The sequence below is a fragment of the Chitiniphilus purpureus genome (assembly GCF_025642115.1).
Lineage (GTDB): Bacteria > Pseudomonadota > Gammaproteobacteria > Burkholderiales > Chitinibacteraceae > Chitiniphilus > Chitiniphilus purpureus.
Genome location: NZ_CP106753.1, coordinates 347,447 through 368,858, shown reverse-complemented (window position 1 = coordinate 368,858; position 21,412 = coordinate 347,447). Strand labels below are relative to the sequence as shown.

21 protein-coding genes are annotated in these 21,412 nt (G+C 67.5%); 9 read left to right on the top strand and 12 right to left on the bottom strand.

Going from position 1 to position 21,412, the window contains the following annotated elements; translation table 11 throughout:
• Nucleotides 1-108: 108 nt before the first annotated feature.
• Nucleotides 109-771, bottom strand: a complete 663-nt coding sequence (locus tag N8I74_RS01585) for a thiol:disulfide interchange protein DsbA/DsbL (RefSeq protein ID WP_263125169.1) — start codon at nt 769-771, stop codon at nt 109-111.
• Nucleotides 772-805: 34 nt separating this feature from the next.
• Nucleotides 806-1,408, bottom strand: a complete 603-nt coding sequence (locus N8I74_RS01580) for an SPOR domain-containing protein (RefSeq protein ID WP_263125168.1) — start codon at nt 1,406-1,408, stop codon at nt 806-808.
• 214 nt (nt 1,409-1,622) lie between these two features.
• Between N8I74_RS01580 and argH the strand changes: the two genes are divergently transcribed.
• The 7 genes from argH to N8I74_RS01545 all read left to right on the top strand — a co-directional run bounded on the left by argH (nt 1,623) and on the right by N8I74_RS01545 (nt 9,295).
• On the top strand, nt 1,623-3,011 hold the full coding sequence (argH, locus tag N8I74_RS01575) for an argininosuccinate lyase (protein ID WP_263125167.1): 1,389 nt from the start codon (nt 1,623-1,625) through the stop codon (nt 3,009-3,011).
• 16 nt (nt 3,012-3,027) lie between these two features.
• Nucleotides 3,028-3,519: a GNAT family N-acetyltransferase gene (locus tag N8I74_RS01570; protein ID WP_263125166.1), complete on the top strand. Its 492-nt coding sequence runs from the start codon at nt 3,028-3,030 to the stop codon at nt 3,517-3,519.
• A 251-nt stretch (nt 3,520-3,770) separates the two neighbouring features.
• Nucleotides 3,771-5,360 (top strand): ABC transporter substrate-binding protein, encoded by a 1,590-nt coding sequence (locus tag N8I74_RS01565; protein WP_263125165.1) that lies wholly within the window; start codon nt 3,771-3,773, stop codon nt 5,358-5,360.
• 49 nt (nt 5,361-5,409) lie between these two features.
• The gene (locus N8I74_RS01560) at nt 5,410-6,420 is read left to right on the top strand and encodes an ABC transporter permease subunit (RefSeq protein ID WP_263125164.1); all 1,011 of its coding nucleotides are present in this window, start codon (nt 5,410-5,412) and stop codon (nt 6,418-6,420) included.
• 4 nt (nt 6,421-6,424) lie between these two features.
• Nucleotides 6,425-7,330, top strand: a complete 906-nt coding sequence (locus N8I74_RS01555; RefSeq protein WP_263125163.1) for an ABC transporter permease subunit — start codon at nt 6,425-6,427, stop codon at nt 7,328-7,330.
• A gap of 7 nt (nt 7,331-7,337) precedes the next feature.
• Entirely contained in the window at nt 7,338-8,315 is a 978-nt protein-coding gene (locus tag N8I74_RS01550) for an ABC transporter ATP-binding protein (RefSeq protein WP_263125162.1), read from the top strand.
• A complete protein-coding gene (locus N8I74_RS01545) occupies nt 8,312-9,295 on the top strand; it encodes a peptide ABC transporter ATP-binding protein (protein ID WP_263125161.1) in 984 nt (327 codons plus the stop codon). The genes N8I74_RS01550 and N8I74_RS01545 overlap by 4 nt, the downstream gene beginning before the upstream one ends.
• A 118-nt stretch (nt 9,296-9,413) precedes the next feature.
• Here the strand turns inward: N8I74_RS01545 and N8I74_RS01540 are convergent, their stop codons facing one another.
• Nucleotides 9,414-10,724 carry an NAD(P)/FAD-dependent oxidoreductase gene (locus tag N8I74_RS01540; RefSeq protein ID WP_263125160.1) on the bottom strand — a complete coding sequence of 437 codons (1,311 nt, stop codon included), beginning with the start codon at nt 10,722-10,724 and terminating at the stop codon, nt 9,414-9,416.
• A gap of 205 nt (nt 10,725-10,929) precedes the next feature.
• The gene (locus N8I74_RS01535; RefSeq protein WP_263125159.1) at nt 10,930-11,727 is read right to left on the bottom strand and encodes an inositol monophosphatase family protein; all 798 of its coding nucleotides are present in this window, start codon (nt 11,725-11,727) and stop codon (nt 10,930-10,932) included.
• 123 nt (nt 11,728-11,850) lie between these two features.
• Here N8I74_RS01535 and hemB point away from each other — a divergent pair, with 123 nt between their 5' ends.
• Nucleotides 11,851-12,855, top strand: coding sequence for a porphobilinogen synthase (gene hemB / locus N8I74_RS01530; RefSeq protein ID WP_263125158.1), 1,005 nt, complete (start codon nt 11,851-11,853; stop codon nt 12,853-12,855).
• A 195-nt stretch (nt 12,856-13,050) separates the two neighbouring features.
• Here the strand turns inward: hemB and N8I74_RS01525 are convergent, their stop codons facing one another.
• From N8I74_RS01525 to N8I74_RS01500, 6 genes are all read right to left on the bottom strand, one after another.
• Entirely contained in the window at nt 13,051-14,196 is a 1,146-nt protein-coding gene (locus N8I74_RS01525) for a 5-(carboxyamino)imidazole ribonucleotide synthase (RefSeq protein WP_263125157.1), read from the bottom strand.
• On the bottom strand, nt 14,193-14,468 hold the full coding sequence (locus N8I74_RS01520) for a hypothetical protein (protein WP_263125156.1): 276 nt from the start codon (nt 14,466-14,468) through the stop codon (nt 14,193-14,195). Before N8I74_RS01520 ends, N8I74_RS01525 begins: the two co-directional genes overlap by 4 nt.
• On the bottom strand, nt 14,465-14,950 hold the full coding sequence (gene purE / locus N8I74_RS01515; RefSeq protein ID WP_263125155.1) for a 5-(carboxyamino)imidazole ribonucleotide mutase: 486 nt from the start codon (nt 14,948-14,950) through the stop codon (nt 14,465-14,467). The genes N8I74_RS01520 and purE overlap by 4 nt, the downstream gene beginning before the upstream one ends.
• 355 nt (nt 14,951-15,305) lie before the next feature.
• A complete protein-coding gene (locus N8I74_RS01510; RefSeq protein ID WP_263125154.1) occupies nt 15,306-15,491 on the bottom strand; it encodes a hypothetical protein in 186 nt (61 codons plus the stop codon).
• A 361-nt stretch (nt 15,492-15,852) separates the two neighbouring features.
• Nucleotides 15,853-16,440 carry a sugar O-acetyltransferase gene (locus tag N8I74_RS01505; protein ID WP_263125153.1) on the bottom strand — a complete coding sequence of 196 codons (588 nt, stop codon included), beginning with the start codon at nt 16,438-16,440 and terminating at the stop codon, nt 15,853-15,855.
• A gap of 152 nt (nt 16,441-16,592) precedes the next feature.
• Nucleotides 16,593-17,747: a MalY/PatB family protein gene (locus N8I74_RS01500; RefSeq protein WP_263125152.1), complete on the bottom strand. Its 1,155-nt coding sequence runs from the start codon at nt 17,745-17,747 to the stop codon at nt 16,593-16,595.
• A gap of 254 nt (nt 17,748-18,001) precedes the next feature.
• Here N8I74_RS01500 and N8I74_RS01495 point away from each other — a divergent pair, with 254 nt between their 5' ends.
• On the top strand, nt 18,002-18,550 hold the full coding sequence (locus tag N8I74_RS01495; RefSeq protein WP_263125151.1) for a GNAT family N-acetyltransferase: 549 nt from the start codon (nt 18,002-18,004) through the stop codon (nt 18,548-18,550).
• Between the two features lie 8 nt (nt 18,551-18,558).
• On the opposite strand, the gene N8I74_RS01490 is transcribed toward N8I74_RS01495, so the two are convergent.
• Together N8I74_RS01490 and N8I74_RS01485 are read right to left on the bottom strand one after the other, a co-directional pair.
• A complete protein-coding gene (locus tag N8I74_RS01490; protein ID WP_263125150.1) occupies nt 18,559-19,452 on the bottom strand; it encodes a DMT family transporter in 894 nt (297 codons plus the stop codon).
• Nucleotides 19,453-19,660: 208 nt separating this feature from the next.
• Nucleotides 19,661-21,301, bottom strand: a complete 1,641-nt coding sequence (locus N8I74_RS01485) for a methyl-accepting chemotaxis protein (RefSeq protein WP_263125149.1) — start codon at nt 21,299-21,301, stop codon at nt 19,661-19,663.
• Between the last annotated feature and the right edge of the window lie 111 nt (nt 21,302-21,412).

Sequence of the window (21,412 nt, the reverse complement as noted above, 5' to 3'; positions counted from 1 at the left end):
GGGCGGGTTTTCCCGCCCGCTTTGCTTTTCAGCGTGCTGCCCGGCGGCGGGACAAAAAAACAGGGCGGGATGACCCGCCCTGCGTGCTGTCCGGAGCGCGCCCGGTGCCTACTTCTTCTTGGCCGGTGCGGCTGGTGCGGTCTTGCGCTCGCTGGCCAGCAATGCATCGATCACCGCGAACACGCTGTTGTCCTCGCGGCCGACCATGCCGGGCGATGTCATGTACTTGCCGTTGACCACGAACAGCGGCACGCCCTCGACGCGGTAGGCCTGGGTGGCCTGCGCGAGCTTGTTGATTGCCACGCTCATGCCAAAGCCGCTGTAGATGCTCTTGAACTTGGCAACGTCGATGCCCTGCTTCTTGACCCAGTTGAACAGCACCTCCTCACGGCGCAGTTCCAGCCGGTCGCGCTGCACCGCGTTGAACACCGCCAGCGAGTGCTTCTCGGCAAGGCCCATCTGTTGCAGCGTGACGAAGATCTTGGCATGGCCTTCCAGATCGCCACGGCCCGGCCACATCACGTGCACCCGGCGGAAATTCACGTCCTTGGGCAGGGTCTTGGCCCAGGCTTCGGCATGCGGTTCGATCGCGTAGCAGTGCGGGCAGCCGTACCAGAAGAATTCGATCACTTCGAGCTTGCCGGGTTGCGCCACCGGCTGCGGGGCGGCCAGGCGCTGGTAGTCCTTGCCTTCCTGCGGGGCGGCCTGCACCAGCGTACCGGCCACCAGGCCCAGGGTGATGAGGCCGGTCTTGATCATACGGATGAACATCGGGTTTCTCCTTCCTGTCCTTCAAGTGTCAACGTCAGTTGCCGCGTACCGCGGTGCTTTCCACACCGCTGTTCTTGAGCAGGTCACGGGTGCGTTCCAGGTCGCCCAGGTTGTTGAACGGGCCGACCCGCACCCGGTGCCATACGCCCTTGCCCGGGATGTCGGCGGTGAAGATCGAGGCTTCCACCCCCACCAGCGCCAGCTTGGCCTTCAGATTGTCGGCATCCTGCTCATTCTGGAAGGCGCCGATCTGCAGATAGGTGCCCTTGGGCGCCTCCACCTTGGCCGGCGGGCTGGCTTCGGCCGGTGCCGGGGTGGGCTGCGCCTGGGCTGGGGTTTTGGCGTCGGTGTTTTCGGAGAGTTCCGGCAGCACCTTGTAGAAATCGAAATCGGTCCCCTCGCCGGGGTCCTTGCCGCTGCCCGGACGCAGGACCTCGGGGCCCTTGCCCTGCGCGGCCGGGGCTGACGAGATCGCATCGGGCGGCGGCGATCTGGGGCTGGTGAACGGGTTGCTGCCGCGGTTGAGATAAAACGCCAGCACCACGGCGGCGGCCACCCCGCCCAGCAGGCCGATCAACAGACCGGTCAGCAGTGACGAGCCGCCGCCTTTGCCACCCGTGCCGCGTGCGCGTTTCATATCCTTGCTCATTGCGTCGATGCTCTCCGTTCGTCGCCGCGACGTCCGGCAATACGGGCGCGTCGGTGCGGTCAAACCGGTGATTATACGTGGAACGCCAGTCATCACGACGGCGGCGATATACGGTCGTGCCACAGCGCGCGGCGTTGTTGCTGCGGTGCGTCCATACCGACCGTATAATCCGCTGGTTCAAAAGCCGTACAGGATTTCTCCCATGCAGGACGCCGCCAACAAGACCTGGTCCGGTCGCTTCAACGAGCCCGTTTCCGAGCTGGTCAAGCGTTATACCGCCTCGGTCACCTTCGACAACCGCATGGCGGAAGTGGATATCCAGGGCTCGCTGGCGCACGCCGCCATGCTCAACCGCGTCGGGGTGCTGCCCGACGAGGATTTCCGCGCCATCCAGTCGGGTATGGCCGATATCCTGGACGATATCCGCAACGGTGTCTTCGAGTGGTCGCTGGACCTCGAAGACGTGCACATGAACATCGAACGCCGGCTGACCGAGAAAGTGGGCGATGCCGGCAAGCGGCTGCATACCGGACGCAGCCGCAACGACCAGGTGGCCACCGACATCCGCCTTTACCTGCGCGGGGCGATCGACGCCATCGTCAAGCTGATCGCCCAGCTGCAGGCCGCGTTGCTGCATCTGGCCGAGCAGCATGCCGCGACGGTGATGCCCGGCTTCACCCATCTGCAGGTGGCCCAGCCGGTCACCTTCGGCCATCACATGCTGGCCTACGTCGAGATGCTGGGCCGGGATGCCGAACGCTTCAGCGATGCGCGCAGGCGCGTCAACCGGCTGCCGTTGGGCGCCGCGGCGCTGGCGGGCACCACCTACCCGATCGACCGGCGCATCACCGCCGAGCTGCTGGGCTTCGAGGCGGTGTGCGAGAACTCACTCGACGCGGTCTCTGACCGGGACTTCGCCATCGAATTCACCGCGGCGGCGGCGTTGGTGATGACACATCTGTCGCGCCTGTCCGAGGAGCTGATCATCTGGATGAGCCCGCGCTTCGGCTTCATCGACATCGCCGACCGCTTCTGCACCGGCAGCTCGATCATGCCGCAGAAGAAGAATCCGGATGTGCCCGAGCTCGTGCGCGGCAAGACCGGGCGTGTCAACGGCCATCTGGTGGCGCTGCTGACGCTGATGAAGGGACAGCCCCTGGCTTACAACAAGGACAACCAGGAGGACAAGGAGCCGCTGTTCGATACGGTCGATACCTTGTCCGATACGTTGCGCATCTATGCCGACATGATGGCCGGCGTGACGGTCAAGCCCGAGGCGATGGAACGTGCGGTGCGCCAGGGCTATGCCACGGCCACTGATCTCGCCGACTACCTGGTCAAGCGCGGGTTGCCGTTCCGCGATGCGCACGAAGCGGTGGCGCTCGCGGTGCGCTACGCCGAGGACAAGAAGAAGCACCTGGCCGACCTGTCGCTGATCGAACTGCAAAGCTTCTCGCCGCTGATCGACGCCAGTGTGTTCGACGTGCTGACGCTCGAAGGCAGCATTGCCGCGCGCGACCATATCGGCGGCACCGCGCCGGCCCAGGTGCGCATCCAGGTGGCCAAGTGGAAGGAAAGGCTGGGCCTTTGAGGGTTGCCGGCCAGTGATGGGCACACCGCACGCCATCCGCTGGCGCTGGCGCGCGCTCGACGGATTCGACGCGATGGCGCTGTTCGAGTACCTGCGCCTGCGCCAGCAGGTGTTCATCGTCGAACAGCGCTGCATCTATCCCGACCTTGACGATTGCGACCCGCCGTCGCTGCACCTCACCGGGCACGATGCCGCCGGACGCCTCGTCGCTTGCCTGCGGCTGGTGCCGCCGGGACGCAAGTATCCGGAGCCCTCGATCGGGCGGGTGGTGGTCTGCCCGACGGCGCGTGGCGGCAGCATCGGTCACGCACTGGTGGCCGAGGGCCTGGCGGAGGCGGCGCGTCGCTACCCGGGCATGGCGCACCGGATCGGGGCCCAGGCACACCTTGCCGCCTTCTATGGACGGCACGGCTTCGTACCGGTGGGCGAGGTCTACGACGAGGACGGCATCGACCATGTCGACATGCTGCGCCGCCCGGATGCCGCCCTGCCGGCAGACCCGGCGTGAATCCACGGCACCCGCCGGCTGCATATCCACCCCTACCATCCATGCCGGGCCTCGATGCACCAGCCGGTTCGCGTCCTCGCCGCAGTGCGCGCAAGGCCGCTGCCGCCTTGGCGCATAACCTTGCGCTAGCGCAACCGGGCGCCAGAAGGTGGGGATTCACCTGATTTCTGCGGGCCGATCGCTTATCAAGATGAGGACCTGCTCCGGATTTCTCCCGGTGCACCTTGTTCGACCGGCATAGGAGGCTTCGCATGAATCGTTACGGCCCGGCGCTTGGCGCCCTGCTCATCCTGGTGGCCGGCAGTACGCTGGCGGCCGGCAAGACCCTGGTGTTCTGCTCCGAGGGCAGCCCTGCCGGCTTTGACCCTGCCCGCTACACCACCGGGACCGATTTCGATGCGTCGGCCGAGACCGTGTTCAACCGGCTGGTCGAGTTCGAGCGCGGCAAGACCAGCATCCGGCCGGGGCTGGCGCAGCAATGGGTGGTTTCGCCGGATCACCTGACCTATACGTTCACGCTGCGCCGCGGCGTGAAATTCCATACCACTCCGTATTTCAAGCCCACGCGCGATTTCAATGCCGACGATGTGGTCTTCACCTTCCAGCGCCTCATCGACCGGAACCATCCATTCAACAAGGCTGCGCCGGCACAGTATCCCTATGTGACCGACATGGGCATGGACAGCAACATCGTCGCTGTCGACAAGGTCGACCCGTATACCGTGCGCTTCAAGCTCAAGGCGGTGGATGCGGCGTTCCTGCAGAACCTGGCGATGTCGTTCTCGTCGGTGCAGTCGGCCGAATACGCCAATCAGCTGCTCAAGGCCGGCAAGGCGGTGCAGATCAACACCCAGCCCATCGGCACCGGGCCGTTCGTGTTCAAGAGCTACCAGAAGGACGCGGTGATCCGCTTCGACGCCCATCCGCAGTACTGGCGCAAGGACGAGCTGCTGCTGGACAAGCTGATCTTCGCCATCACCCCGGATGCCTCGGTGCGCTACCAGAAGCTGCAGAAGGGCGAGTGCCATGTGATGGCCTATCCGCGGCCGGCTGACCTCAAGGCCATGCAGGCCAATCCCCGGCTCCAGGTGCCGACCCAGGCCGGTTTCAACCTCGGCTGGGTGGCCTACAACGTCAGGCACAAGCCGTTGGACCGGCTCGAAGTGCGGCAGGCGCTCGACATGGCCATCAACAAGGATGCCATCCTGAAGGCGGTGTACCAGGGCGCCGGGCAGCGCGCCACCAATCCGATGCCACCCACGCAGTGGTCGTACAACAAGACGCTCAAGGATGCCCCCTACGATGTGAACAAGGCCAAGGCACTGCTGAAGAAGGCCGGTGCCGACAAGCTCGACATCACGCTGTGGGCGATGCCGGTGCAGCGGCCCTACAACCCCAATGCCAAGTTGATGGCCGAGATGATCCAGGCCGACTGGGCCAGGATCGGCGTGAATGCCAGGATCGTCACCTATGAATGGGGCGAGTACCTCAAGCGTGCCAAGGCCGGCGAACACGACACCATGCTGATCGGCTGGAGCGGCGACAACGGCGATCCGGACAACTGGCTGGGCGTGAACCTGGGGTGCGCCGCAGTGGGGGGCAACAACTACTCGCTGTGGTGCGACAAGGCGTTCGACGAGCTGATCGTCAAGGCGCGCGCGCTGACCGATCAGGCCGGGCGTGCCCGGCTGTACGAGCAGGCCCAGGTGGTGTTCAAGCGCGAAGTGCCGTTCACGCCGATCGCGCACTCCACGCTCTACCAGCCGATGAGCCGCAACGTGCAGGGCTTCAGGATCGGCGTGCTGGGGCTCAATTCGTTCTACGGCGTGAGCCTGAAGTAAACCCGGTGGCGCGCGCCATTGCGGCGCCGCCGCCTGAGGGCCCGTCCCGATGATCCGATTCCTGCTCAAGCGCCTGGCGGTGGTGGTGCCGACCTTTCTGGGCATCACCGTGTTCGCCTTTGCGCTGATCCACATGATTCCAGGCGACCCGGTGCTGATCCTGCTGGGCGAGCGCAACGTCGATCCGGTGTACTACCAGGAGGCCATGCGCCGTATGGGGCTGGATCTGCCGCTGTGGCAGCAGTACCTGAATTACCTGTGGCGGCTGGCGCATGGCGACCTGGGCCTCTCGCTGGTGACGCAGACCGCGGTGCTGGACGAGTTCCGCGCGCTGTTCCCGGCCACGTTGGAATTGTCGCTGGCGGCGATGCTGCTGGCCGTGGTGCTGGGCCTTTGCGCCGGCATCCTTGCTGCGGTCAGGCGCGGCACCGTGCTTGACCATGGCGTGATGGGCGCGGCACTGGCTGGCTATTCGATGCCGATCTTCTGGTGGGCGCTGATCCTGATCATGGTGGTGTCGGTGCAGCTGGGGCTGACGCCGGTATCCGGCCGCATCGCCATCGAATATGACATCACGCCGGTGACTGGGCTGATGCTGGTCGACACGCTGCTGTCCGGCGAGCCGGGCGCGTTCGCCTCGGCGCTGCACCATCTGCTGCTGCCGGCCATCGTGCTGGGCACCATCCCGCTGGCGGTGATCGCCCGGATGACCCGCTCGGCCATGCTCGAAGTGCTGCGCGAGGACTATATCCGCACTGCCCGTGCCAAGGGGCTGTCGCCGGCGCGGGTGATCCTCAAGCACGCGCTGCGCAACGCGCTGATGCCGGTGGTCACCGTGATCGGGCTGCAGGTGGGCACGCTGCTGGCCGGGGCGGTGCTGACCGAGACCCTGTTTTCCTGGCCCGGCATCGGCAAGTGGCTGATCGATGCCGTAGGCCGGCGCGACTATCCGGTGGTGCAAGGCGGTGTGCTGCTGGTGGCCACCCTGATCATCCTCGTCAATCTGCTGGTCGATCTGCTGTACGGCGTGATCAACCCGCGCATCCGGCATGCAAGGTGAGCCGATGAGCACAACCACGTCCCCCGCGTTGGCCGCGCCTGCCGCGGTGTCGCCGCTGGCGGCCTCCTGGCGCGGCTTTTTGCGCAACCGCGGCGCCAGCGCGGCGCTGGGCTTCATGCTGCTGCTGGCGGTGCTGGCGCTGGCCGCACCCTGGGTGGCCCCGCACAGCCCGATCGAGCAATACCGCGATGCGCTGCTGCATCCACCCGTGTGGTCCGACGGCGGCAGCTGGCGCTTTGTGCTCGGTACCGACGAGCTGGGCCGCGACATCCTGTCCCGGCTGATCCACGGGGCGCGGGTATCGCTGTGGATCGGCTGCGTCTCGGTGCTGCTGTCGCTGCTGCCTGGCGTGGTGCTGGGGCTGGTGGCCGCCTTCCATCCGCGGGGCTGGGGCGTGGCGATCATGCGGCTGATGGACATCATGCTCGCGCTGCCCTCGCTGCTGCTGGCGGTGGCCATCGTCGCCGTGCTCGGCCCGGGCCTGGCCAACACCATGCTGGCCATCGCCATCGTCGCGCTGCCCTCGTACGTGCGCCTGACGCGTGCCGCGGCGATGGCCGAGCTGACCCGCGACTATGTAGTGGCTTCGCGGCTGGCCGGGGCCGGCACGCTACGGCTGATGTTCGACACTGTGCTGCCCAATTGCATGGCACCGCTGATCGTGCAGGCAACGCTGGGGTTCTCGTCGGCCATCCTCGATGCGGCGGCGTTGGGCTTCCTCGGCCTCGGGGCGCAACCGCCGCTGCCCGAATGGGGCACCATGCTGGCGGCCGCACGCGACTACATCGAGCGTGCCTGGTGGGTGGTGACCATGCCGGGGCTTGCCATCCTGCTGACGGTGCTGGCGCTCAACCTGATGGGCGACGGTCTGCGCGACGCGCTGGACCCGCGGCTCAAACAACATGACTGAGGGCGGCATGCTGCTGGATATCCGGAACCTCGACGTGCGCTTCGGCGCCGGCCCCACCCCCTTTCGCGCGGTGGCGGGCGTCGATCTGCAGGTCGACGCGGGCGAGATCGTTGGCATCGTCGGCGAATCGGGTTCGGGCAAGAGCGTTGCCATGCTGGCACTGATGGGGCTGATCGACGCGCCGGGCCGGGTCAGCGCCGACCACCTGCGCTTCGACGGTCGCGACCTTCTGGCGATGAAGGCACGCGACAAGCGCGGCATCGTCGGCAAGGACATCGCGATGATCTTCCAGGATGCGCTCTCCAGCCTGAACCCGGCCTACACCGTGGGCGACCAGCTGCTCGAAACGTTGCGGGTGCACGAAGGACTGCGCGGGGCGGCGGCGCGGGCGCGGGCGCTTGCGTTGCTGGAACAGGTGGAGATCCCGGCGGCGGCATCGCGGCTGTCTGCCTACCCGCACCAGCTTTCCGGCGGGATGAGCCAGCGGGTGATGATCGCGATGGCGATCGCCTGCAATCCAAAGCTGCTGATCGCCGACGAGCCGACCACGGCGCTGGATGTGACGGTGCAGGCACAGATCATGGCGTTGCTGGTGCAGCTGCAGCGCGAGCGCGACATGGCGCTGATCCTGATCACGCACGATCTGGCGGTGGTGGCCGAAGTGGCGCAGCGGGTGGCGGTGATGTACGCCGGCGAGATCGTCGAGGCCGCGGCAGTGCCGCAGCTGTTCGCCACGCCGCGCCATCCCTACACCCAGGCGCTGCTCGCCGCCATTCCGGAGCACAACAAGGGAGCGCACCGACTGGTCACGCTGCCCGGCGTGGTGCCAGGCCGCCACGACCGCCCGGCCGGCTGCCTGCTGGCGCCGCGCTGCCCCTACGCCGAAGCGGCCTGCGCCGAGGCCCATCCCGCATTGATCGCGGCCGGCGGCGCACTGGCGCGCTGCATCAAACCGCTCGACGACACAGGAAGGCCGTTGCGATGAGCGATACCCCCGTCTTGATCGCCAGCGCGCTGTCGCGCCACTACATGGTGCGGCGCGGTTTCATGCGTGGCAGCGCCACCGTCAGGGCGCTCAACGATGTGTCGTTCACGCTGGCACCGGGCCGCACGCTGGCGGTGGTGGGCGAATCGGGTTGCGGCAAATCCACGCTGGCGCGCCAGCTCACACTGGTCGAAACCCCGACCAGCGGCCATCTGACCCTGGCCGGGGTGGATGTGGCCAGGGCGGATGCCGGCGCACTGCGCGCCTTGCGCCCGCAGGTGCAGATGGTGTTCCAGAACCCGTATGCCTCGCTCAATCCGCGCAAGACCGTGGCGGCGATGCTGGAGGAGCCGCTCAAGCTCAACACCACGCTGACCCGCGCCGAGCGCCGCGCGCGGGTGGCGCAGATGGTCGAGACGGTAGGGCTGCGTCCGGAGCACGCCGAGCGCTACCCGCATATGTTCTCCGGCGGACAGCGTCAAAGGGTGGCGATTGCCCGCGCGATGATCCTGCAGCCGCGCATCCTGGTCGCCGACGAGCCGACCTCGGCGCTCGACGTCTCGATCCAGGCGCAGATCCTCAATCTGTTCATGGACCTGCAGCAGCAGCTGGGCACGAGCTACGTGTTTATCAGCCACAATCTGGCGGTGGTGGAGCACGTGGCCGACGAGGTGATGGTGATGTACTTTGGCCGCACCGTGGAATACGGACCCCGACCGACCCTCTACGCCCAGCCGCTGCACCCGTACACCCGTGCGCTGCTGTCGGCCACGCCGACCATCCGGCCCCAGGACCGGCGCATCAAGATCCAGCTCACCGGCGAGCTGCCCTCGCCGCTCGATCCGCCCAGCGGCTGCGCTTTCCATACCCGCTGTCCCTATGCCGAGGCGCGTTGCCGTGCCGAGGTGCCACCGCTGCGCGAAGTGGCAGGCCGGCAGGTGGCCTGCCACCGCGCTGAGGACATGGCGGGCTTGTCTTAGCGCCGCCAACCAGACCGGCTGGCCGCACCCGCTTGCGGTGCGCCCCGTGCTGCAGTGGGCGGGCCGGTTTCACGATGGCAGGCGCAACCGTGCGCGCTGCTGTGGTCGTGCCGTCGTGTTAGTGCAGCTTGATCGCTGGCCGTGCCACGCGGCGCAGCTTGTCGCCGATCCACAGCAGGACGGTGCGCACCCAGCCATGCAAGGTGGCCTGGTGGATGCGGTAGAGCGAGGTATAGATCAGCTTGGCGCTGCGCCCGGCCACGTAGTAGTCGCGCTTGGGGCCGATGATGGCGGCAAGGCTGCCCACCGCGGTGTGCTTGCCCAGCGACACCATGATGCCCTGCGGCTCGAAGACAAAGGGCTTGGGCTTGCGCCCGGCCAACTGGTCGGCCAGCGCCTGTGCCAACCATGCCGCCTGCTGGTGCGCCACCTGGGCGGTGGCCGGCAACGGTGGGCCGCCTTCGCCGTCCGGCGCGCTGGCGCAATCGCCCAGCGCGAAGATCGCCGGGTCGGCCGCTGTCTGCAGCGTGGCGTTCACCTCGATCTGGTTGTGCCGGTTGACCGCCAGCCCCAACCCGGACAGCCACGGCGCACCCTTGACCCCGGCTGCCCACACCGCCACGTCCACCGCGAGGCAGGTACCGTCGGCCAGCATCACCTGGCCGGGCGCCACCTCGGACACCCGCCGGTGGGTAAAGATCTGGATGTTGCGTTTTTCCAGCTCGGCCCGGGCATAGTCGGCCAGCGCCGGCGGCGCGGCGGCCAGGATGCGCTCGCTGGCCTCGATCAGCGTGATCTCCAGCTGTGTCGGGCTGAAATTGGCGCCGTAGTGGTGCATTTCGCAGATGGTATGGTGGATCTCGGCCGCCAGCTCGACGCCGGTCGGACCGGCGCCGATGATGGCGATCCGCAGCGGCGTGCCGGGATTGACGCGGGTACTGGCGGCGAAGGTGAGCGCCAGGATGCGCTTGCGCAGCCGCTCGGCCTCGGCCGGGTTGTTGAGGAACATGCAATGCTCGCGCGCCCCGGGCGTGCCGAAGTCATTGGCGACCGCGCCGACCGCGATCACCAGCGTGTCATACGGCATGCTGCGCGCCTCGACGATCAGCGAGCCTTCCTCGTCGCGCACCTCGGCCAGCGTGATCCGGCGCTGCTCGCGGTCCAGCCCGGTCATCCAGCCGTATTCGAAGTGATAGCCGTTGCGCCAGGCATGCGCGAAATAGTTGACTTCGTCCTCGCCGGTGTTGAGCGCGCCGGTGGCCACCTCGTGCAGCAATGGCTTCCAGATGTGGGTGGCGGCGCCGTCGACCAGCACCACCTGCGCCTGGCCTGCCCGCCCCAGCGTGCGGCCCAGCCGCGTCGCCAGCTCGATCCCGCCGGCCCCGCCGCCGACGATGACAATACGATGTGCTGCCTGTGCCCCAGCCATGGTGCGATGCTCCTTGTATGAAATGGGGTTCCGCGGAGCGTGCGGCGCGGGCGCCGTCACGCCCGCAGTCGACTGACAGCATGCCCGAGTCCGGGGCGGGCGGTGAACGCAAAAAAAGTCACAGGAACCCTGCGGCCTGCGGGGCGCCGCGATCGGGCCCCCGCCAGGGCCGTGGCGCCGGGAATGGCGCCAATACGCAGGGCGCTCAGCGGTTGGCGCGCGCCCAGGCCTTCCAGCTTTCGAACAGCGCCGCGGTCCGCGCGGCGACCAGTGAACGCCCCCACACGCGGTGGCTCCAGTAGTCGTCGCTGGACAAGGTGGCGTAGTGGCAGCCGGCCTCGGCGGCGATCAGCGCACCGGCAGCGTAATCCCACAGCTTCTGCGAGCCATGCAGCAACAGGTCGACGCGCCCGGCCGCCAGATAGCACCAGTCCACCGTCGAGGCACCGAAGTTGCGGAAGCTGCCGAATGGGGCCACGGTGGCCACCCGCGTCGGCAGGTGTCCGCCCAGCCACTTCGGTTCGACGATGGCCACCGCGTCGGCCATCGCCACCTCCTCGGTCACGAACGGCAGCGGCACATCGTTCATCCAGGCACCCTGTCCGGCGGCGGCGGCGAAGCATTCCTGCAGCACCGGCAGATAGACCACGCCCAGTACCGGGCGCCCCTGCCGCATCAGCGCGATCGAGACGGCGAAGTACGGCAGGCCGTGTGCGAAGTTGGTGGTGCCGTCGATCGGATCGACCACCCACAGCCCATCGGGATTCTCCTGCCACAGTGCCTGCTGGTGTGCCTCGCTCATTTCCTCGCCCAGCACCGGGCAGGGCACGAGTTCGGGCAACAGGCGCGTCAAGGCGCGTTGCGTGGCTAGGTCGGCCTCGGTGAACAAGGTGCCGTCATGCTTCTTTTCGATGGTCACCGACAGAAAGCGCGGCATGATCTCATCGGCGGCGACCTGGCGCGCGATCCGGCAAAGGCGGGTTAGCGAATCCGGTGGGGACACGGGCTGCTCCAAGGGATGAATGGGGACGATTGTAAAGACCCCTTTGCCCCGCCGGGAACCCTCGTTGTTGCCAACCCCGCTCGCGTAGAATCGCCTTTTTGTCCGATCACCCGGAGTAGAACCATGCCCGTTTCCCGTCCCTATCCGGCCTGGCGTGCACGCCGGATGCGCCGCGACGACTTCTCGCGCCGCCTGATCCGCGAACATGCGCTGAGCGCGGCGGACCTGATCCTGCCGGTCTTCGTACTGGACGGCAGCCAGCGCAGCGAAGCCATCGCCTCGATGCCCGGCGTGGTGCGGCAAAGCATCGACCTGTTGCTGGAAACGGCCGCCGAGGCGGTCGCGCTCGGCATTCCGGCGCTGGCGCTGTTCCCGGTCACCGAGCCGGCACTCAAGAGCGAGGACGCGAAGGAGGCATGGAACGATGACGGGCTGGTGCCGCGCGCGGTCCGCGCACTCAAGGCCGCCTTTCCGCAGCTTGGCGTGATCACCGACGTGGCGCTCGACCCCTACACCAGCCACGGCCAGGACGGCCTGGCCGACGACAGCGGCTATGTGCTCAACGACGAGACGGTGGCCGCGCTGGTCCGGCAGGCGCTGTGCCATGCCCGGGCCGGTGCCGACGTGGTGGCGCCATCGGACATGATGGACGGGCGCATCGGTGCCATCCGGCAGGCGCTTGAGGCGCACGGCTTCGTGCACACCCGCATCCTTGCGTACTCGGCCAAATACGCCTCGGCCTTCTATGGGCCGTTCCGTGATGCGGTCGGCTCGGCGGCCAACCTTGGCAAGGGCAACAAGTTCACCTACCAGATGGATCCGGCCAACGGCGACGAGGCGCTGCATGAGGTGGCGCAGGATCTGGCCGAAGGGGCCGACATGGTGATGGTCAAGCCGGGGCTGCCGTATCTGGACGTGGTGCGGCGGGTGAAGGATGAATTCGGCGTGCCCACCTTTGCCTACCAGGTCTCGGGCGAGTACGCGATGCTGCGCGCGGCGATCCAGAACGGCTGGCTTGCCGAAGCGCCGGTGGTGCTGGAATCGCTGCTGGCATTCAAGCGCGCCGGCGCCGACGCCATCCTCACCTACTTCGCGCTTGATGCCGCGCGCTGGCTGGCGGCGCGCTGAGCGCCCCGACCAGACCGTGCTGAGCACGCCGCGCCCACGTGCCGTACCACCCGCACTGTCGGCGAGCGAAGCACGTCTGATCCAGCGCGGTTCAGGATGTGTCGCACGGCTTGCCGGCACTGCGGCGCCGGGTGTTGTCCGCGCTGCCGACGCCTGCCCCGCGTCCGGCCTGGGCAGCGCCGCCGCTGGCGGGCCTCAACCGCGCCGGGGCAGGGTCTCGCGGATGGCCTGGGCCTGTTCCAGCGCATCTTCGGCACTGGCGGCCAGCACGTTGAAATGGCCCATCTTGCGCCCGATGCGCGCCTGGGCCTTGCCATACAGGTGCAGCTTGGTATTGGGTGCGGTCAGCAGGATCTCCCAATCGGGCTCCTCGCCCGTTTCGCCCCACACATCGCCCAGCAGGTTGACCATCACCACCGGCGAGAGCAGCTCGGTGCGGCCCGGATACAGCCCGCACATCGCCCGGACCTGCTGTTCGAACTGGCTGGTCAGGGTGGCATCGAGCGTGTAGTGGCCGCTGTTGTGTGGCCGCGGCGCCATTTCGTTGATGACGAGCGTATCGTCCTGCAGCACGAAGAACTCCACCGCCAGCACGCCGACGTAGTCGAGCGCTTCGGCCAACTGCATCGCCATCGCCCGGGCACGCTCGGCCACCCCGGCCGGCACCCGTGCCGGCACGATGGAGACATCCAGGATGCCGCCGGCGTGCTGGTTCTCCGCCACCGGAAAGCTCGTCACCTCGTTCCTGGCGCTGCGGGTGACGATGACCGAGATCTCGGTCTGCAACGGCATCAGCTTTTCCAGCACGCAGGGCTGGTGCTTGAATTCGGAAAGTGCATAGCGGGCGGCTTCGGCGGTTTCCACCCGGGCCTGGCCCTTGCCGTCGTAGCCCAGTCGCGCAGTCTTGAGGATGCCGGGCAGGTAGGGCGACAGATCGCCCTCCAGATCGCGCGCGGTGCGCACGGCCAGGAACGGCGCGGTGGCAAGGCCAGCCTGGCGGACAAAGGTCTTCTCGGCGATGCGGTCCTGCGCGATGGCCACGCAATCGCCCGACGGCGAGACCGGCACGCCTTGCGCGGCCAGCCAGCGCATCGAATCGGCGTTGACGTTCTCGAATTCGGTGGTGACGGCGGCGCAGGAGTCCGCCAGCGTATGCAGCGCGGCCTCGTCGGTATAGGGCCGGCACAGGTGGACATCGGCAAAGGCCGCGGCCGGCGCGGCCGGATCGGGATCGAGCACCGTCACCCGGTAGCCCATGGTGCGGGCGGCGACGGCGAACATGCGGCCCAGCTGGCCGCCACCGAGGATGCCGAGCATGGCCGGCGGCAGAATCGGCTTCACGGTAGTTCTTCTTCCTTGGCGTGTTTCTGTTTCAGGTGCTGCAACTGGCAATAGCCCCACAGGGCCCAGCCATAGATCGTGCCGGCCACCAGCCCGAACGGCAGGTTGGCCAGCACGGCGGCGGGATAGTCGGCCGTGCGGGCGGTCATCAGCTCCACCGCCGAGAACAGCACGGCGAAACTGCAGCCCCAGCCGAGCGTGCCGCGCCAGAACACGGCGCGTCGCCAGCCTTGGGCATGGATCCGGGCCCAGCGTTCGGCCTGCCGGTTCATACCTCGGGCAGGGTCATCGCCAGTGCGTTCTGGCGCTGGCGCTCGCGAAAGTCGGCCAATGCCGCCGCGACCGCAGGTGTCCCGCCCGCCAGCATCGCCGCTGCAAACAGTGCCGCATTCGCCGCGCCGGCCTCGCCGATGGCGAAAGTGGCCACCGGCACGCCCTTGGGCATCTGCACGATGGACAGCAGCGAATCCTCGCCGCGCAGATACTTGGACGGCACCGGCACACCCAGCACCGGTACCACGGTCTTGGCCGCCAGCATGCCCGGCAGATGCGCTGCGCCGCCCGCCCCGGCAATGATCGCCTTCAGGCCGCGAGCCGCGGCGGTCTCGGCGTACTCGAACATCAGATCGGGCGTGCGATGCGCGGACACCACGCGACACTCGAAGACGATGCCGAATGCCTTGAGCTGCTCGGCGGCATGGCGCATCACTTCCCAGTCGCTGTTGCTGCCCATGACGATGCCTACCTGCACCATGTCGTTGGCCCTCAAGCAAAAAAGGGGCAATTGTACCGAATCAACCCCGATGTTCGTAAGCATGCCGACCGGAGGAACGCATCCAAGCTGCCGTCGCGACGCATCGGTGCTGGAAGGAGCGGGGAGCGGCGCTGCCTTCACCGGGAGGCACGACCCTGGGTCAGCCGAAGGGGCATGGCCCGTGGGTGCGGCACAGCGCATGCACGGATTGACTGCGGGGGCATTGCGGCGCTGCCTGCCGTAGCAGTGCGGTGGCACTGTCAATGTGCCGGTCCGGGTGGCCTGTGCGAGCTGCCATCCAGGGCAGCGACACGCTGCCGCCTGGCGTTTGAGCAGGCACGTCAGGACAGCGACATCAGGCAAGCGGGCTGTCGTCCATGCCAATCGCCTTGGCGGGACGGGCCGAGTAAACCATAAGCGTTGTCGGCACCGAGATAGTGGACGTCAGATTGACACTTTCAACCCATGCTTCAGCCGTTTCAGCTTCACGCGCCATGTAATCCCGATCGTATTCGAACGACTTCCGGGCCGGGTTCGACATGAGACAGCGCCCGATACACGGATCTGGGGTGGATTTCTGGCATCAGAGGCAGATGCAGCAGACTTGAGGCTTACGGGCAGGCTGGCTGATCGGGCGATTTTGTTGACAGAGCAACCGTTGATGTGCTGCTTTTGTGCAGTTGTCGGTTGGAGGGCCGCGCAGCAGCATATTACGATTGACTGATATTGAAAGGTCTAAGCAGAATGCATTCGCGAATGCGGCCGGGGTTTGCCTGGTTTCATTTCCATCCTCTGATTCAACGCCGGCCTTCGGGCTGGCGTTTTTTTTTCGGCCCGGCGTCAGGGTGCGCGTTGCCTGCCAGCCGGCATTGCACCGGCTGGATGCACAGCGGTGGCGGGTATCAGGTGCGCTCGCGCAGCTCGTACAGGGTGGACATGTCCGGCGGATCGAGTTGGCGCACCACCTGGCAGGGGTTGCCTGCCGCCAGGACACAGGCGGGCACGTCGTGCGTGACCACGCTGCCTGCGCCGATCACGCTGTGATCGCCGATGCTCACCCCCGGGCAGATGATTGCACCGGCGCCGATCCAGACGTTCTGGCCGATGCGGATCGGCTTGGCCCAGAATGCCCAGCGTTGGCGCTCGGTGGGATCGACCGGGTGGGTGACGGTATGCAGCTGGGCACTCGGGGCGATCAGCGTGTAGTCGCCGATTTCCACCTGGGCGCCGCCGGAGATGAGCACACCACCGTTGATGAACACCTTCCTGCCCAGGCGGACGCGATCGCCCCGGGCGACGAAGAACGGTGCGATCACGTTGCTGTCCTCGCCACACTCGACCAGTTCGCGCAGCAGCGTGTGCCGCTCGTCCCAACTGGTCTGCGGATCGTTGTAGCGCATCAGCAGTGCCTGTTCGCGCGCGTAGGCCTCCCGGTCGCCTGGCCGGGAAATGTCGTCGAAACCGTAACGGATCAGGTCGTGCTCGGCCATGGTATATCCCGAATGATGCGTGAGATGAGCTTACCGCAGCCCCTGCCACGGCGGCAGCGCCCATGCGACGGCCCCGCAAGGTCGGCCAAGTCTGCATCGGGTCGGGACTGCGCCGCACGTGCTGGCCGGCGCAGTTGCCAGGTGGGGACCGCCTAGGTTGAGCGCGCCTGCTGCAGCGCGCGGGCCATCCGCGCCAGTGCCTCGTCCAGCGCCGGCGCGGGGCAGCCGAAATTGAGGCGCACGAAACCCGGTGCGCCGAAATCGGCGCCGTCGGACAGGCCCACGCCGGCCGCCTCGAAAAAGCGCTGGGGCTGCGTCAGCCCTGCCGGGCGGCAGTCGATCCAGGCCAGATAGGTCGCTTCGGGCGGTGCCAGTTTCAGGCCGGGCATGCCGTGGACTGCGCTCACCACGCGCTCGCGGTTGCCGCGCAGCACGGTGAGCAGCTGCGTGCGCCAGTCCGTGGCATCGCGATAGGCCGCGGCCGCCCCCACGTAGCCCAGCAGGTTCACATGCGGCACGATGCCGCGCATCGCATGCTGGAATGCGTGGCGCAGCGCCGGGTCGGCAATCACGGCAAAGGCGCAGCCGAGACCGGCGATGTTGTAGGTCTTGGACGGGGCCATCAGGGTGATGGTCCGGTGGGCCAGATCAGGGGCAAGTTTGGCGAACGGCGTATGGCGCGCGCCCGGTTCCAGCAGCAGGTCACAGTGGATCTCGTCACTGACCACCAGCAGGTCGTTCTGCCGCGCGATGTCCGCCAGTGCGGCCAGCTCCTCCTGGCGCCAGGCGCGTCCCACGGGGTTGTGCGGATGGCATAGCAGCAAGGTGCGTGCCGTGGGCGCCGCGGCGGCCAGCGCCGGCAGGTCCCAGCGCCAGCCGGCGCTGCCGTCCGGCTCCAGCAGCGGCAGCTTGATCAGCGGCCGCCCCGAAAAATGCGTGGCCGACATGAACGGCGGATATACCGGCGTCGCGGTCAGCACTGGATCTGCCGCGCCGGCCGCGGTGCGGCATGCCACGTTCAGGCCGGTGACAAGGCCGGGCAGTGGGATCAGCCACTCGGGTGCAATCTCCCAGCCGTAGTCGCGCCGCAGCGCAAGGCACAGCGCGGCGATCACCTCGTCGGTCGGCTCGCTGTAGCCGAAGCTGCCTGCGGCGACGCGTGCCTGCAGGGCGGCGGTGATCTGCGGCGCGCAGGCGAAATCCATGTCCGCCACCCACAGCGGCAGCACATCACGGTCGGCATAGCGGTTCCACTTGATGTTGTCGGTCACGCCGCGCGCGGCACAGGTGGTGAAGTCGTAATGCATGTCGATCCTGTCGGTCGATGCCGGAAAAGAAAGTGTATGGATAGCCCACGGCGTTTGCCGGCCTGCTGTTGCCCCGGCTTGCGCTGTTGCGCCGGTTCCGGACCTGCTTTGCCGGTCCTCAAGCCTGCAGTGCCCGCGATGTGGGACAGTATTTTCTTTTATGGGTGTACATCGATGGCATTGCTGCACAGGGTGGTGAGGTTGGTGGCGGATCGGGATGCGCGGGGGCGGTCAGGCGGGTGGGGCGGCAGGCGATGAACAGCGATCGTGACATGGTGCTGCGCCCGCTCGGCCTGGACGATCTGCATCCACAGCTGCTGGCGGGCTTCGTGCGTGCGCAAACGGTCGAACAGGCCTGGCGCGGCCCGCACGGTCGATGGCGGCTGCAGCCGGTGCGCTTCGAGGAGCATTGGGATGCGGCCACGCTGCAGGACATCGTCGCGACCGATCTGCGCCACAGCCTGGCGGCGGGCGGTGCGGCGTGGGTGGTCGAGGTGGGCGGGCAGGTGGTCGCGTTTGCCACGCTGTGCCGCCCGCCGCTGGGGCGCCATGGCCAGTATGTCCAGCTGCTGCAGTTGCACGTGTCGCAGCCATGGCGCGGCCGCGGGCTGGGACGGCGACTGTTGTTGCAGGCGGCGCGCCAGGCGCGTGGATGGGGCGCTGCGCGGCTGTACATCTCCGGGCACTCGTCGCTGGAGTCCTACGCGTTCTACAGCGCGATGGGCTGCCTGCCCGCCGAAGAGGTCGTGCCGGAGATCGCACAACGGGAGCCATGTGATCTGCAACTGGAGTACCGGCTCTGATCCCTGCGCTACTTCTTGTTGCTGCCGACGATCCAGACACCGCCGATGACCACCGCCGCCCCCAGCCACTGCAGCCAGCCCAGCCGCTCATCCAGGACGCCCATGCTCAGCACGATGGTCAGCACCGGGCCGATGCTGCCGATGATGGCGGTGCGGCTGCTGCCGATGCGTACGATGGCGCCGGCGAGCGCATAGATGGGCAGGACCGTGGCCAGGATCGCGATCGCCAATGCGTAGCCCCACACCGGCAACGGCTGCACCAGCGCACCAAGCGGCCGCGTCGCCAGGAAATGCACCGCCATCGCCAGCGCGGACACCGCCAGCGCCGTTTCGGTGAAGCGCATCGCGCCGACCCGGGCGATCACCGCCGGACTCAGCGTGAGGTACAGCGCATAGGACAGGGTGGACAGCAGCACCAGGATCACACCGCTCCAATGCGCCCGTGCCTGTGCCAGATCCGGTATCAGCACCAGCAGCATGCCCGCATAGGTGATGGAGAGCGCCGTGACGATGCGGCCGGTGACCCGCTGCTTGAGCAGCCAGGCTGAGAGCAGCACGGTGAAGGTGGGGTACAGCATCAGCAGCAGCCGCTCCAGGCTGGCGCTGACGCTCATCAGCCCCAGGAAGTCGAGCAGGCTGGAGAGGTAGTAGCCCAACAGGCCCAGCAGCAGCCAGCCACGGTCGCGGCCGCTGATGGGCGCTGCGCTGCCGCCGCGCCATAACCGCACCAGCAGCAGGAACGGCATGGCCAGCGCCAGCCGCAGCGTCAGCAGCGTGACCGCATCCACCTGGTAGCGGTATGCAAGCTTGACGAAGATGGCCTTGGAGGCGAACCCGGTCGCCGCGCACAGGGCGAGCACGACGCCCAGACGGAACGTGGAAGCGGAAGGGGATGGGGGCATGGCGGCTCCTCGGTGGGCGGGAAGGTCGCGGCGAGGAGACAACACAGCGCACCGCGGCAGACCCGCGGTGGCGAAAACGCGCTACCGCAGGGGGCTTGTCAGCCACCAGGCGGCGATGTTGAACAGGGTGTTGGTGCGGCGCGTCATGAGACGGGACGTTAGCAGCCGGGCGTGGCGAGGGTCAAGCGTCACGCCCGGTGGGCGCGGGTCAAAGCCGGAAGCGGCCCATCTCCTGCTCCAGCGACTGCGCCGAGGCGGCCAGCCGGTCGGCGGCGTCGGCACTGGCGGCGATGGCCTGGCTGTTCTCCTCGGCCATGTTGGCGATGCGCTCCACGTTCTGCGCCAGTGCCTCGGTGGCCTGGCTCTGCTCGTGGGTGGCCTGGGCGATCGCTTCGACGTTCTGCACCGAACGCGTCGCCTCGTGATGGATCTCGCGCAATGCCGCTGCCGCCTGTTCGGAGAGCCCCAGCCCGCGCTCCATCAGCGTGGCGTTGACGTTGGCGTCCTTCACCACCGCCTCCACGTCGTTCTGGATCGCGCCCAGCATCTGGCCGATTTCGGTGGTGGCCTTGCTTGAGCGTTCGGCCAGCTTGCGTACCTCATCGGCCACCACGGCGAAGCCGCGGCCCTGTTCACCGGCACGTGCCGCCTCGATGGCGGCGTTCAGCGCGAGCAGATTGGTCTGCTCGGCGATCTCGTGGATGGCGTCGACGATGCGGCCGATGTCGGTCGAGCGCTGCGCCATGCCCTCGGTCAACGTGGCGGTGCGGCGGATGGTGCCGGCCAGCGAATCGATGTTGCTGCGGTTCTCCCCGATCACCGTTTCACCCGAGGCGGCAAGCCCGCCCAGCTCGCGTGCACGCTGTGCCGAATCGCTGGCCGTGGTGGCCACATGCTTGATGCTGACCGCCACCTGCTCCACCGAGGCGGCCATGGCCTGCGCCGCATCGGTCTGCTGGCGCGAGCCGTCGGCCACATGGTGCGCGGTGCGCGCAGTTTCGGTCGCGCCGCGGATCACATCGCCGGCGAAGGTGCGTGCGCGGGCGAACGCCTTGCGCATTTCGTCCATCAGCTGGTTGTATGCCTGGGCCACCTCGCCCAGCTCGTCGCGCTGCGCCAGCGGGCTGCGTTCGAGCAGCGACAGCGACTTGGCGGCGTTGACCATGGTGAAGCGCAGCCCTTGCACCGCACGGGATACGCCGCGGCTGATCACCCACCAGGCCAGCCCGCTCAGGATCAGACACAGCAGCAGCACCACGGCCACGATGCGCTGGCCGGTGGCCCGGGTGTCGTCGGCATCCTGGTGGGCCGCCTCGGCCAGCTTGAGCTGGGCCGGCATCAGCGCGCCGAGCTTGTCGCGCAGATCCCGGTATTGCTTGATATAGGTGGGGTAGACGGCGCGGGCACCGTCAAGGTCGCCTGCGCGCAGGGCACGCAGCAACGGGGCGATGCTGTCGGCACGCAGCCGGTTGAACTCGGTCTCGACTTCGGTGATGTGGGTGGCAAACCCAGGGTCCGAGGCTACGCTCTTCAGTGCCGCGATCATGCGCGCCATCTCCTGCACCTTTTCCTGCTCGATCTCGTCGGCCCGCTGCGCCGGGGTCTTTTCACCCTGCCCGTTGTCGAGCAGCGCCTGCATCACGTCGATGCGCATCCGCGGCAACAGGCTGTTCAGGGTGGAAAGCTCGTACAGCGGCTTGGCGCTGGTCAGATACATCCGTTCCGCCTGCTGATTGAGCCGTTCGCTCGCCCAATATGCGGTGCCGGCCAGCAGCAGCATGCCGGCCACCGGGGTCAGCAGCAGCAGCAGCAGTTTGGTGCCGATCTGCAGATTGTCTAGGAAGCGCATCCGGGGTCCCCCTGTGGAATGGTCTTTCAGCCTGTCATGGCAGCTTAACGTCTGGCCTGCGTATGGTGCCATCCAATGCACGATATTGACCGTCTGTCGCAGTGTGCTGCC

What these genes read in the sequence shown, in the direction of transcription:
- N8I74_RS01545 (WP_263125161.1), top strand. Translation starts at nt 8,312, where the DNA reads ATGAGCGATACCCCCGTCTTGATCGCCAGCGCGCTGTCGCGCCACTAC.
- N8I74_RS01490 (WP_263125150.1), bottom strand. Translation starts at nt 19,452, where the DNA reads ATGCCCCCATCCCCTTCCGCTTCCACGTTCCGTCTGGGCGTCGTGCTC.
- N8I74_RS01505 (WP_263125153.1), bottom strand. Translation starts at nt 16,440, where the DNA reads ATGGCCGAGCACGACCTGATCCGTTACGGTTTCGACGACATTTCCCGG.
- N8I74_RS01585 (WP_263125169.1), bottom strand. Translation starts at nt 771, where the DNA reads ATGTTCATCCGTATGATCAAGACCGGCCTCATCACCCTGGGCCTGGTG.
- N8I74_RS01520 (WP_263125156.1), bottom strand. Translation starts at nt 14,468, where the DNA reads ATGAACCGGCAGGCCGAACGCTGGGCCCGGATCCATGCCCAAGGCTGG.
- N8I74_RS01510 (WP_263125154.1), bottom strand. Translation starts at nt 15,491, where the DNA reads ATGTCGAACCCGGCCCGGAAGTCGTTCGAATACGATCGGGATTACATG.
- N8I74_RS01565 (WP_263125165.1), top strand. Translation starts at nt 3,771, where the DNA reads ATGAATCGTTACGGCCCGGCGCTTGGCGCCCTGCTCATCCTGGTGGCC.
- hemB (WP_263125158.1), top strand. Translation starts at nt 11,851, where the DNA reads ATGCCCGTTTCCCGTCCCTATCCGGCCTGGCGTGCACGCCGGATGCGC.
- N8I74_RS01560 (WP_263125164.1), top strand. Translation starts at nt 5,410, where the DNA reads ATGATCCGATTCCTGCTCAAGCGCCTGGCGGTGGTGGTGCCGACCTTT.
- N8I74_RS01570 (WP_263125166.1), top strand. Translation starts at nt 3,028, where the DNA reads ATGGGCACACCGCACGCCATCCGCTGGCGCTGGCGCGCGCTCGACGGA.
- purE (WP_263125155.1), bottom strand. Translation starts at nt 14,950, where the DNA reads ATGGTGCAGGTAGGCATCGTCATGGGCAGCAACAGCGACTGGGAAGTG.
- N8I74_RS01485 (WP_263125149.1), bottom strand. Translation starts at nt 21,301, where the DNA reads ATGCGCTTCCTAGACAATCTGCAGATCGGCACCAAACTGCTGCTGCTG.
- N8I74_RS01550 (WP_263125162.1), top strand. Translation starts at nt 7,338, where the DNA reads ATGCTGCTGGATATCCGGAACCTCGACGTGCGCTTCGGCGCCGGCCCC.
- argH (WP_263125167.1), top strand. Translation starts at nt 1,623, where the DNA reads ATGCAGGACGCCGCCAACAAGACCTGGTCCGGTCGCTTCAACGAGCCC.
- N8I74_RS01580 (WP_263125168.1), bottom strand. Translation starts at nt 1,408, where the DNA reads ATGAAACGCGCACGCGGCACGGGTGGCAAAGGCGGCGGCTCGTCACTG.
- N8I74_RS01555 (WP_263125163.1), top strand. Translation starts at nt 6,425, where the DNA reads ATGAGCACAACCACGTCCCCCGCGTTGGCCGCGCCTGCCGCGGTGTCG.
- N8I74_RS01495 (WP_263125151.1), top strand. Translation starts at nt 18,002, where the DNA reads ATGAACAGCGATCGTGACATGGTGCTGCGCCCGCTCGGCCTGGACGAT.
- N8I74_RS01540 (WP_263125160.1), bottom strand. Translation starts at nt 10,724, where the DNA reads ATGGCTGGGGCACAGGCAGCACATCGTATTGTCATCGTCGGCGGCGGG.
- N8I74_RS01500 (WP_263125152.1), bottom strand. Translation starts at nt 17,747, where the DNA reads ATGCATTACGACTTCACCACCTGTGCCGCGCGCGGCGTGACCGACAAC.